We start from the raw sequence: 11,305 nt of genomic DNA, 5'->3' as shown, positions 1-11,305 counted from the left end.
TACGACAACAGGTCAACTGAGCGAAATCGGCGCCTGAGAGACTGCTGTCCTGCTTTGGAATTGTGCAACAAGGCCCCTCACCGACCATCCCGAACTCAACAAGGAGATCTATCACAGCCGGATGGTGTGGCAGCTGACGGCGCTGGAGAGCAAATAAGATGCTGAGCAGCAAGTTCTTGAGCCTGATCCTGATGGTGACCACCTTTTTGGGGGTGACCCTCTGGTCGGTCTGGAACTATGACCGCGCGTTCAATGAGGTGACGCGCTACACCCAGCTCTCCGCCTGGGCACTGGCCCAGCTCGAGCTGGAGATCCACGCCTTCGAAGAGGGTTTGAAGCTCTATCGTGCCGGTGCCGTCAGCCGGGAGGAGATGAACAAACGCTTTGACATTGCCTGGAACCGGCTCGATGTCTTCCTGCACGGGAAGGAGGCAAAGTCGGTCAGGGCCCGATTCGGTGCGGACAAGGCGGTCGGCAAGATCCTCGCCCTCTTCGAACGCTATGAGCAGGATGTGGTGCAAGGGGAGCCGGATTCCCCCGCACTCAAGATGTTCACGGCCGCACTCGATGACGAGATGCGCGGGGTGCGGGACGTGATGGTGAAAAACTTTACCGGGCCTTCTGCCATCGCCCAGCGTGAGCTGCTCAACGAGTCGAGAACCCAGAACTTCTTCATCCTGGGGTTTCTGATGCTGGCGACTATGGTGATGTTGATGGTGCTGTTTCGCGAAGTGCGTCGCCAGCATTTTCTGGCGTGGAACGACCCTCTCACCCGTCTCCCTAACCGGGCGGCGCTCATCAAGCACCTCCAGCAGTGGACCCGCCACCCCGGGCGGCGCAGCAGCATCACCGTCTGCCTCATGGATCTGGGGCATTTCAGGGAGGTCAATAACAGTCTGGGTTACGAAGTGGGGGACGCCTTGCTCAAACGGCTTGCGGCGCGGATCAAGGCCGCCTCTGGCCAGGGGATCTTCGTTGCCCGAACCGGCAGTGACGAGTTCACCCTCATCATCACCGGCACCATGCCCACCTATCTGCGCTTCCCGTTTCTGGAGCAACTGCGCAGCGAGCTGGCGGATCTGGTGTTTGCCGCCGATCCGGCGCACCGGGTGCGGGTCTTCATGGGCACCAGCCAGTACGTGAAACCGGATCATTCACCGGAAGAGATGCTGTTGTTTGCCGATATCGCCCTCGACAGCGCCAAGCGCAAACGGCTGAATGACAATGTGCTCTTCTCCAGCAGCATGTATCAGCACTATCAGCGCAAACGCCGGCTGTCGACCGAGCTGCGGGAGCTTATCCACTGCCCGCAATGCCCGCAACTGGCCCTTTACTATCAGCCCATCGTGCGCGGCCAGAGTGTAGTGAGGCTGGGGGCCGAGGCGCTGATCCGCTGGCATCATCCGGAATATGGCTTTATTGCCCCCCTCGACATCATCTCGCTGGCAGAAGAGAACGGGTTGGGCGAGGCGCTCGGGGGCTGGATCATCCGGCGCATGCAGCTCGATCTGTCCGGCTTCCCGGAGGAGGTGCTAGCACCGCTCGAGATCTCCATCAACCTCTCCAACTCCATGTTCAACATGGGGTTGGCCAGGGAGATTGAAGAGAAGATGGAAGATGGGCCGTTGGGGCTGCACCAGTTGATAGTGGAGCTGACCGAAACCATCGACCTCGATGACATCGCCCTCAGCAAGCAGATCATTCACTCCCTGCGCCAGATAGGGGTGCGGGTGGCCCTCGATGACTTCGGGACCGGCTGGTCCTCGCTCTCTTACCTGCGTGAACTCTCTTTCGACAAGCTCAAGATCGACCGCTCCTTCATCACCGCCATCGACAAGGATCCCCGTCAGGCGCTGTTCGTCGAGACCATCACCACCCTCTCTCATCAGTTGGGGGTGCGTGTCGTGGCAGAAGGGGTGGAAAACAGCGATGAGCTCAAGGCGGTGCTCACCATAGGGGTGGATGAGATCCAGGGTTATTTCTACTCGCGTCCCTTGCCGCTGCCGGAGTTCATGCAGTTCTGTCACCGCTATTTCGCCCACAGCGCCGCTATTCAGGAAGTGGCACTGGGGTAGCCTTGGGGCAATCGAGCCCCTGTAGCCTTGTCTTCGAGTCCCTCTGTTCGATTGTTCCTGGTTGATATTTCATCCCGACACCTTTCTTCCATGGCAGCACCGCCCTTGACGCGGTTTTCTTGTGCCTCCTGCCAGAACGAGGGTGCGAGAGGGCAGGCCCGGTGCTACCTTGTGCCACGAACAGTGCCACAGGGCAGAGGAGCCATAAATGGATCGCTTGGGGGTGATGGAGGTGTTCGTGCTGGCGGTGGAGACCGGCTCGTTTTCGGCGGTGGCCCGCCGACTGGGGATGGGGCAACCCACGGTTTCCAGATTGATTGCCCAGCTTGAGGCGCACCTTGGCAGCCGCCTGTTGCTGCGTTCGACCCGGGGGCTGGCGCCCACCGAGGCCGGAGAGGCCTACTATCTGCGGGCGAGAGAGATCCTGGCCCAGGTCCACGAGGCCGATGCCATGGTGCAGCAATGCCGGGCGGGCCTGAGCGGGCCTCTGCGGGTGAGCGCTCCCGTCACCTTCGCCCGCCTGCATATCATTCCCCATCTTGCCGGTTTTCTGGCGGCTCACCCGGGACTGGATCTGGAGATCCTGCTGGATGACGGCAATGTGGATCTCATTTCGGCGGGCATCGAGGTGGCTCTGCGGATCGGCAAACAGGCCGACTCGTCGCTGGTCGCCCGCTGTCTCGCTCGAAGCGACATGCGGGTGCTGGCGACGCCGGCCTATCTGGCCGCCAAAGGAGAGCCTGAGACCCCTCAGGCCCTGCAACAGCATGACCTGGTGCTTTACAGTCCACGGCCCGGAATGGGGCAGCAGTGGCGATTTCGCCGTGGCGTCGAGGAGAGGGTGGTTTCCGGAGAAGGCAGGCTGATGGTCTCGGCGGCCGAAGGCATGCGCGCCGCCGTGCTGGCTGGACTGGGGCTCGGTATCGCCTCGGAGTGGATGTTTGCCCCCGAGCTTGCCCGCGGCGAGGTGGTGGCGGTGCTGCCCGAGTGGCAACTGCCCATGCAGGAGCTCTGGACCCTGCTCCCGGCAGGTCGCCAGCCTGGTGCCAAGGCGAGCGCCTTTCTGGCATTCGTGACCGGCCTGCCCGGCGTGGGGCATACGCCAGCGGAATAACTGTTATGGTCCCCACCGCTCTACTGGTGGCGACGCTCCCCGGGTAGGCTGTGCGCATGGGGCCCGTATCCTGGCGGGAGCCCTTCTACCACGAGGAGAAGAGCATGAGTACATCGCCTTCTGCCGGAGGGGCCGCAACCCCCGGCCCCTCCCTGCTCTTCGCCATGGCCCTGTCATGCGGCCTGGCAGTTGCCAACATCTACTACAACCAGCCCATGCTGGCGGTGATGGCGCAGGACTTTCCCGGGCACTCGGGCATGCCATTGATCGCCATGCTGACCCAGCTTGGCTATGCCATGGGTCTGCTTTTGCTGGTGCCGCTTGGCGATGTGGTCGAGCGCCGCTGGCTCATTCCGGGGCAGTTTGCACTGATCGCGCTGGCTTCCCTGCTGGCGGCCACGGCCACGAGTGCCACCACCTTGATGCTGGCCTCCGTCCTGCTCGGCATCGGGGCCACGGCTGCCCAGCAGATATTTCCGGTGGCGGCGACCCTGGCAGATCCCGCCCGCCGTGGTGCCGTGGTCGGCAGCGTGATGAGCGGCCTGCTGGCCGGGATACTGCTCAGCCGCACCGTCGCCGGCCTGGTCACCGCCTATGGCAGTTGGCGCGCCATGTTCTGGCTGGCCATTCCCCTGGCCCTGTCGGGGGCCCTGCTGATGGCCAGGATGATACCGTCCGGATTGCCGCGCTCTCCCCTCGGTTATGGCCGTCTGCTTCACTCTCTGGTCGGTCTGTGGCGCGAGGAGCCCGCCTTGCGCCGCGCGACCCTGACCCAGGCCTTGCTGTTTGCCTCCTTCAGCGCCTTCTGGACCGTGCTGGCGTTCTACCTGGCCGAACCTGCCTATGGGTTGGGGGCCGACATGGCGGGTCTCTTCGGCGTCATCGGGGTGGCTGGGGTGGTGGCGGCCCCTCTGGCAGGCCGGATGGCGGATCGGTTGGGGGCCAGACCAGTGGTATTGGCCGGTGCTGTGCTGGTGGTGCTTGCCTGGATCTGCTTCGAGCTGTGGCTCTCTCTGGCCGGGCTGGCGTGCGGGGTCATCTTGCTGGATCTCGGAGTGCAGAGCGCACTCATCGCCCATCAGCAGCGCATCTATGGTCTGAGACCTGAAGCCAGGGGGCGCATCAATACCCTCTTCATGACCGGCATGTTCCTGGGGGGAACCCTCGGCTCCAGCCTGGGGATGCTGGTCTGGCAACAGGGTCACTGGCTCGGGGTGGGAGCAGCCGGCATGGGGTTGGCCCTGGTGGCCTGTCTCTGTGCCCTGGCCGGCAGGCGGGGACTGCAACCGGCCATCTGAGGCATGTGCAAGACAAGAAAGGCGACCCCGGGGTCGCCTTTTGTCTGTCTGCTCGGGATGGACTCAGAGCACCATGGCGGCAATCCAGCCGAAGATCACCAGGGGGATGTTGTAGTGGATGAAGGTTGGCACCACGCTGTCCCAGATGTGGTCGTGCTGACCGTCGGCATTGAGGCCCGATGTGGGGCCGAGCGTCGAGTCGGAGGCGGGGGAACCCGCGTCCCCCAGCGCGCCCGCGGTGCCCACCAGGGCGATGGTCGCCATGGGCGAGAAGCCGAGGTGGATGCACAGGGGCACATAGATGGTGGCGATGATGGGCACGGTGGAGAAGGAGGAGCCGATCCCCATGGTGATAAGCAGGCCCACCAGCAGCATCAGGAAGGCCGCCAATCCCTTGTGACCTGCCATCATGCTGGAGACGGACTGCACCAGACTCTCCACCCCGTGGGTCTCCTTCATGACGGCGGCGAAGCCTGCTGCGGAGATCATGATGAAGCCGATGAGGGACATCATGCGCACACCCTGGGTGAAGGCATCCTGGCTCTCGCGGAATTTGATGACGCCACCGCAGGTGAAGATGATGAAGCCTGCGAGCGCCCCCAGCACGATGCTGTTGGTCATCAGTTGCAGGCCGAGTGCCACGGCGATGGCCAGCAGGGCTACCCAGATGTGGTTGAGATTGAGCTCGACCGTCTCGGGTTCGGCGGCCAGGATCTGCTCCAGATCATACTGACGCGGCTTGCGGTAGCTGAAGAAGACGGCGATGAGCAGGCCGAGGAACATGCCGAATACCGGGATGGCCATCGCCAGGGGCAGTTGGCTGAATTCCACCGGTACGCCGTTGTCGACGAGATTCTTGGCCAGGATGTTGTTCAGGAAGATACCGCCAAAGCCGACCGGCAGCAGCATGTAGGTAGCGGTCAGGCCGAAGGTGATGACGCAGGCCACCTGACGGCGGTCGATCTGCATCTGGGCCATGACATGCAGCAGCGGCGGGATCAGGATGGGAATGAAGGCGATGTGCACCGGGATCAGGTTCTGGGAGGAGACGGAGACCGCGAGCACCGAGGTGAGCAGCAGGCTCTTGACCCAGAGAATGCGGGTGCTGCTAGCATCCTTGCCGAGCTGGTTGATGACCTTGCGGGCCAGCAGATCCGTGATGCCGGAGCGGGAGATGGCTACCGCGAAAGCCCCCAGCATGGCGTAGGAGAGGGCGATTTCTGCACCGCCGCCCAGGCCGCCGGTGAAGGTGCTGAGGGTCTGCTCGAGGGAGAGTCCGCCGAGCAGGCCACCCACGATGGCACCGATGGCGAGGGAGACCACCACATTGATCCGCAGCAGGCTGAGCACCAGCATCAGCGCCACCGCGATAACAACAGGATTCATTTGATTTCCTTATGGATTGTGTTGCTGTCAGTCGTGTGAAAGCCAGCTAGTTTGCGAAAAACAGGCTAAATGTCGAGAAAAAAATCGGCGGATCCCGGCCAAGGGACGCATCTTCTGCTGGAGGTGAACGGGAACCGGGAAAATGGCCCTTCTTCGTTGCCCAGACAGGTCCCCTCATGCAGACAGGCTGCCATGGGCAGCCTGTCTGGGCAGGGGCTGGGAGTGTTCAGCCCTCGTCTTCGGTGTCCGTCGTTTCATCCGGGTTGGCCAGAGGCCAGCCTCCCAGGCTCTTCCAGCGATTGACGATGTGGCAGAAGAGCTCTGTGGTGCGCTCGGTGTCGTAGAGGGCCGAGTGGGCCTCTTTGTTGTCAAAGGGGATATTGGCGCTCTGACAGGCCTTGGCCAGCACCGTCTGCCCCAGGGCAAGACCCGAGAGGGCGGCGGTGTCGAAGGTGGCGAAGGGGTGGAACGGATTGCGCTTGAGGCCGGCCCGCTCGGCGGCGGCCATCACGAAGCCGTGGTCGAAGGTGGCGTTGTGGGCCACTATGATGGCGCGACCACAATCCTGCTCCTTCATGCCCTTGCGCACCCCCTTGAAGATCTCGGTGAGTGCTTCCTTCTCGTCCACCGCGCCCCGCAGCGGGTTGAAGGGGTCGATGCCGGTGAACTCCAGCGCCGCTTTCTCCAGATTGGCGCCCTCAAAGGGCTGGACATGAAAATGGAAGATCTGGTCAGGGACGAGCCAGCCCTGCTCATCCATCTTGAGGGTGTGGGCGGCTATTTCCAGCAGGGCATCGGTCTTGGCATTGAATCCGGCGGTTTCAACATCGATGACGACGGGGTAAAAGCCGCGAAAACGGCCCTTGAGGGTGTGAACGGCGTCGGTCATGGTATCTCGGTCGGCGTGAAAGGAGGCGGCATTATGGCAAAAAAGCGTGCCCTTGTCCCTTATCTGCCGCCATGGGACGGCAAGAGGGCCATTTTGAAACACCTGTGCTTATAATTGGCGACGTCAACCATGGAGGGAGAGGACGATGAAGAAGCTGGGATTGGCACACAAGATGATGTTGGTGGTCTGTCTGCCGCTGTTGGCCCTGCTGTTTTTCTCCGGCCGGTACGTCTACGAACGTTATCGGGTCGAACAGGAGATGAGCGGCGCCCTGGTCGCGCTGGCGGTGGTGAAGGAGGCGGCGCAGCTGGCCCATGAGCTGCAACGGGAGCGCGGCATGTCGGCCGGCTTCCTCGGCTCTGGCGGCAACAAGTTTCGCGATGCGCTGCCTGCCCAGCGCAAGGTGGTGGACAGCCTGTTGCAGCGTTTTCATCAGGATCCTGCCTTGCTGGCTCTGACGGAGGTGCAGCAGGGAGTGGCGGGACTCACCGCCATGCGTGAGCGGGTCAGCGCCCTGGGGGTCGAGGTGGCGGAACAGGTCGGCTTCTATACCCGCCTCGTGACCGCCTTGCTGGCGGTAGTGGACAAGATAAGCGTCGACAGCATGGATGCCACCATCGCCCTGCAGACCAATGCCTACGCCGCCTTCCTGCAGAGCAAGGAGCGTGCGGGGCTGGAGCGGGCGACGCTCAGCAACGTCTTTGGCCGTGACAGCTTCACGCCTGCGCTGTTGCAGCAGTTCATCTCCCTGCTGGCGGCCCAGAACACCTATCTCGAACGTTTCCAGGCGATGGCGAGTCCAGCCCAGCGTCAGTTGCTGAACGACAGCCTCGCCTCACCCGTGGTGGCCAAGGTGGCCGCCATGGAGAAACTGGCCCTGGACAAGGCGGCAAGCGGCAGTTTTGGTGTCGATGCGGAGGCCTGGTTTGCCTTGAGTACCGACAAGATAGGCCTGCTCAAGGAGATAGAAGACAGCCTCTATCAGCAGCTCTTCGAGCGGGTTGAACAGATGCGGGTCGGGAGTGCCAGTGACTTCTGGTGGGGGGCGGCTGGCGTGTTGCTGTGCATCGTCCTGACCACCTTCGTCTGCTGGCGGGTGGTGCGGGATCTGCATCTGGGCTTCATGGCCCTGCACCAGACCTTCAAGCGCCTGGTGCAGGAGAACGACCTGACTGTGCGGGTCGACTGGCGATCCGGGGATGAGCTGGGTGCCCTGGCGCGGGATCTGAACCATTTCCTCGGGCACCTGGAGAGTTTGCTGCTGGCTGTGCGCCACTCCTGTGACGTGCTGATACGCAGCGCCGCCAGCTCGGCCGAGGTCATTGCCGAGGTGAATGCCGGCGTAGTCAGGGGATGCGGGCAGGTGGATCTGGTGGCGACTGCCGCCACCGAGATGGCATCGACTGTCGCGGAGATTGCCCGCAACGCCACCCAGACCTCCCAGGCGACCCAGCAGGCCATCGGCCGGGCGAAGCAGGGTGACAAGGAGGTGGATCAGACCATCCACACCATCCAGCAGGTCGCGGGCACGCTGGTGGATACCCGGCACCTGGTGGACAGCCTGCATCGGGATACCGAGTCGGTGGGGGAGGCCTTGAGCCTCATCAAGCAGATCTCGGACAGAACCAACCTGCTGGCCCTCAATGCCGCCATCGAGGCGGCCCGTGCCGGTGAATCCGGGCGCGGCTTTGCGGTGGTGGCCGACGAGGTGAGAGCGCTTGCCTCCCGTACCCAGCAGGCGGCGGATGACATAGAGCGGATGCTGGGCCGCTTGCGCCAGGGGGCCAACGAGGCGGTGGCTGCCATGCACACGGGCACCGAACAGGCCGGCCTTAGCGTGACGGAGGCCAAACGGGCGGGGAGCGAGCTGACCGACATCGTCAACGAGGTGCGCAAGGTGAGCGACATGACGGCCCAGGTGGCCACCGCCACCGAGGAGCAGCGTTACGTGACCGACGACATCCAGCAAAACGTGATGACCATCCGTGACGTGTATGAGGCCCATCGCCAGCACTCCCATACCCTGCAACAACACAGTGCCGAACTGGATGCCCTGGCCCGGGATCTGGCGGGACGCATCGCCAGCTTCAAGCTGATGGCCCCTTCTTCCCCCCACTGAGCGTTTTGGCCTAAAGCTTGTCCTGCCGCTGCCGATAGATAATTCGAGATAGTGTGGAGGACAAGCCGTTGAATGCTTGGGTGTTGGGGTTGATCAGCATATCAGTGAGTATGCAGTTGCAGGCGGGCGTGACCGAATTTGGCGCCGGTCTGGATCAATCCGTCTGGCGCCTGACCTCTGATACCCAGGTGGAGTGCAGGCTGGAGCATCCTATTCCCCGCTGGGGAACCGGGGCCTTTGTCAGCCGGGCCGGGCGCAAGATCAATCTGGATTTCGAGCTCAAGGGGCAGCGACCCCAGGCGCGTACCCAGACAGTGAGCCTCGGGATCATGCCCCCCAGCTGGCGTCCCGGGGTGGCCGGGCGACAGATCAGCCAGTTGCAGTTCTATCAGCAGTTTGACGGCCTGGTGGCGGGGCAGACCGCCTGGACCATGTTGGACGAGCTGGAAGGAGGGCGTATGCCGACTTTCCAGTATCGCGACTGGTATCGTCAGGACAGGCCGGTGCGGGTATCGCTCTCGTCGGTCAATTTCAGGGTCAAGTACCAGGCGTTCATGGACTGCCTGAGTGGCTTGCTGCCCTACAGCTTCAACGACATCGCCTTCAGCGTGCTCTCCTATGACAAGAACAGCGATCAGTTGTCACCGGCCTCCAAGCGGCGGCTGGCGATGATCGGTGATTATGTGAAGGCAGACAAGAGCATCGATGTGGTGGTGATCGACGCCTACAGCGACAGCTATGGCGGCCGCTGGCCAAACCAGAAGCTCTCCGAGAAGCGGGCGGATGCCATCAAGCAGGTGTTTGTGGATCTCGGCATCGAGGAGGGCAAGATCTCGGTGGAAGGGCACGGTGAGAAACAGCACGTGGCCTCCAACGAAACGGAAGCTGGCCGAGCCAAGAACCGCCGGGTGGTGATCAACATGGGACGCAACGGCACTATCTGATCCCGCTGAGTCATCGAGAGGGGCGGGATTTTCGCTGTAGTCAGGAATAAAAAATGCCAGTCGGCGAACCGACTGGCATTTTTTTCGCGGGTATCCGGGATTACTTGGCCAGGGATTCCGGCAGGTTTTCGCGGATCTTGCCGAGCATCTCTTTCAGCACGCGGGGGTTGGCTACCACGATGTTGCCGGAGTTTTCGTAGTTGTGACCACCGACGAAGTCGGTGACGATGGCGCCGGCTTCTTTGGCCAGCAGCTCACCGGCGGCTGTGTCCCAGGGTTTCAGGCCGATTTCCCAGAAACCGTCGACGCGGCCAGCGGCCACATAGGCGAGATCCAGCGCGGCGGAGCCAGCACGACGGATGTCTGCACACTCGATGAACATGCTCTGGAACATCTTCAGGTAGGGTTCGATGTGGTGCTTCTGCTTGAACGGGAACCCGGTGGCCAGGATGGTGCCGGAGAGCTCTTTGGCCTTGCCGACACGGATGCGGTAGCCGTTCAGCTGGGCGCCGCTGCCGCGGGTGGCAGTGAACAGCTCGTCACGGATGGGATCGTAGACAACGGCTTGTTCGGTCTTGCCCTTGACGCGCAGAGCGATGGAAACGGCAAAGTGCGGAACGCCTTTGACCAGGTTGGTCGTGCCATCCAGTGGGTCGATGATCCATTGGTAGTCCGGATTGGTACCGGCAATCTCGCCAGACTCTTCAGCAACGATGCTGTGTTCCGGGTAAGATTTTTTGATGGTGTGAATGATGGCCGCTTCGGCGTCACGGTCAACGTTGGTCACGAAGTCATTGCTGCCTTTCTGGATAACCTCGATGTTCTCGGGTTGAGAAAAGGCTTTTACTACTACTTGACCGGCGTTGCGCGCAGCGCGCACGGCGATATTCAGCATCGGATGCATAGGTTCACCACTGGATGTTAAAGAACGGGGGATAAAAGGACGCGACATCTTACCAAGATATTCGGGAATAGCAACTGCTATGCCCTCATTCGGTCAGGGTGGTGACTGACAGATCTGACGGCTCCAATAAAGACCTGTAATCAACTAGTCTTATCGCGACAGCCGGATAACAGGCTGTGGTGAGCATAGGGATATGAGCCATGAATCTGTCATTAGTTAGTCAGAAACCGTCGTCGCCGACGACTCTGGGTGTGTTGGCCGCACTGCGTGCCGCCAGCGAAGAGAGCGATTATGTCACCGAGGTCTGGGTGGCACAGCCCCAGCAGTGGCAACCGTCGAAGGACGAAGCGGCGATCCTGCTGCTGGAAGAAGAGGGCGCTGCCTGGCCTGTTCCGCTCTGGCCAGCAGGAGGCAGTACACTGGGATTGCCGGTGCTTCCCCTGTTGGTGCATCGACAGTATGAACATACTCCACAGGGGCCGGATGTCCGGGATCCGCATTTTTATGGTTCTTCGCGGGATCTTGGGGAAGTGGAAGTTGACAGACAGGGTGCTGGTAAACTGGCTGTCTCCAAAC

At 62.0% G+C, this 11,305-nt stretch carries 9 protein-coding genes; 6 read left to right on the top strand and 3 right to left on the bottom strand.

Annotated features, from left to right (window positions below):
- The first annotated feature begins 158 nt into the window (after window positions 1-158).
- From OKC30_RS17100 to OKC30_RS17090, 3 genes are all read left to right on the top strand, one after another.
- On the top strand, window positions 159-2,075 hold the full coding sequence (locus OKC30_RS17100; protein WP_160838311.1) for a putative bifunctional diguanylate cyclase/phosphodiesterase: 1,917 nt from the start codon (window positions 159-161) through the stop codon (window positions 2,073-2,075).
- A gap of 208 nt (window positions 2,076-2,283) precedes the next feature.
- On the top strand, window positions 2,284-3,189 hold the full coding sequence (locus OKC30_RS17095) for a LysR family transcriptional regulator (RefSeq protein WP_160838313.1): 906 nt from the start codon (window positions 2,284-2,286) through the stop codon (window positions 3,187-3,189).
- Between the two features lie 104 nt (window positions 3,190-3,293).
- Complete coding sequence (locus OKC30_RS17090; RefSeq protein WP_160838315.1) at window positions 3,294-4,487, top strand: MFS transporter; 1,194 nt, start codon at window positions 3,294-3,296, stop codon at window positions 4,485-4,487.
- A 63-nt stretch (window positions 4,488-4,550) separates the two neighbouring features.
- Here the strand turns inward: OKC30_RS17090 and OKC30_RS17085 are convergent, their stop codons facing one another.
- Both OKC30_RS17085 and rnt read right to left on the bottom strand, forming a co-directional pair.
- Window positions 4,551-5,873 carry a Na+/H+ antiporter family protein gene (locus tag OKC30_RS17085; protein WP_103858439.1) on the bottom strand — a complete coding sequence of 441 codons (1,323 nt, stop codon included), beginning with the start codon at window positions 5,871-5,873 and terminating at the stop codon, window positions 4,551-4,553.
- A gap of 226 nt (window positions 5,874-6,099) precedes the next feature.
- On the bottom strand, window positions 6,100-6,762 hold the full coding sequence (gene rnt, locus OKC30_RS17080) for a ribonuclease T (protein ID WP_010675098.1): 663 nt from the start codon (window positions 6,760-6,762) through the stop codon (window positions 6,100-6,102).
- 145 nt (window positions 6,763-6,907) lie between these two features.
- Here rnt and OKC30_RS17075 point away from each other — a divergent pair, with 145 nt between their 5' ends.
- Window positions 6,908-8,881 (top strand): methyl-accepting chemotaxis protein, encoded by a 1,974-nt coding sequence (locus OKC30_RS17075; protein ID WP_160838317.1) that lies wholly within the window; start codon window positions 6,908-6,910, stop codon window positions 8,879-8,881.
- 68 nt (window positions 8,882-8,949) lie between these two features.
- Window positions 8,950-9,825, top strand: coding sequence for a flagellar protein MotY (locus tag OKC30_RS17070; protein WP_039038755.1), 876 nt, complete (start codon window positions 8,950-8,952; stop codon window positions 9,823-9,825).
- 100 nt (window positions 9,826-9,925) lie between these two features.
- On the opposite strand, the gene suhB is transcribed toward OKC30_RS17070, so the two are convergent.
- Window positions 9,926-10,729: an inositol-1-monophosphatase gene (suhB, locus tag OKC30_RS17065; RefSeq protein ID WP_103858438.1), complete on the bottom strand. Its 804-nt coding sequence runs from the start codon at window positions 10,727-10,729 to the stop codon at window positions 9,926-9,928.
- A gap of 200 nt (window positions 10,730-10,929) precedes the next feature.
- Between suhB and OKC30_RS17060 the strand changes: the two genes are divergently transcribed.
- On the top strand, window positions 10,930-11,305 hold a 376-nt coding region (locus OKC30_RS17060), incomplete at its 3' end, for a hypothetical protein (protein WP_270809708.1).

The organism is Aeromonas sp. QDB18, assembly GCF_027705325.1.
GTDB classification, from domain to species: domain Bacteria; phylum Pseudomonadota; class Gammaproteobacteria; order Enterobacterales; family Aeromonadaceae; genus Aeromonas; species Aeromonas caviae.
Note: the sequence above shows the minus strand (reverse complement) of the source record. Positions and strands in the feature narration are given on the sequence as shown.

Coding starts and splice junctions, on each gene's coding strand:
- OKC30_RS17100 (WP_160838311.1), top strand. CDS start 159: ATGCTGAGCAGCAAGTTCTTGAGCCTGATCCTGATGGTGACCACCTTT.
- OKC30_RS17095 (WP_160838313.1), top strand. CDS start 2,284: ATGGATCGCTTGGGGGTGATGGAGGTGTTCGTGCTGGCGGTGGAGACC.
- OKC30_RS17090 (WP_160838315.1), top strand. CDS start 3,294: ATGAGTACATCGCCTTCTGCCGGAGGGGCCGCAACCCCCGGCCCCTCC.
- OKC30_RS17085 (WP_103858439.1), bottom strand. CDS start 5,873: ATGAATCCTGTTGTTATCGCGGTGGCGCTGATGCTGGTGCTCAGCCTG.
- rnt (WP_010675098.1), bottom strand. CDS start 6,762: ATGACCGACGCCGTTCACACCCTCAAGGGCCGTTTTCGCGGCTTTTAC.
- OKC30_RS17075 (WP_160838317.1), top strand. CDS start 6,908: ATGAAGAAGCTGGGATTGGCACACAAGATGATGTTGGTGGTCTGTCTG.
- suhB (WP_103858438.1), bottom strand. CDS start 10,729: ATGCATCCGATGCTGAATATCGCCGTGCGCGCTGCGCGCAACGCCGGT.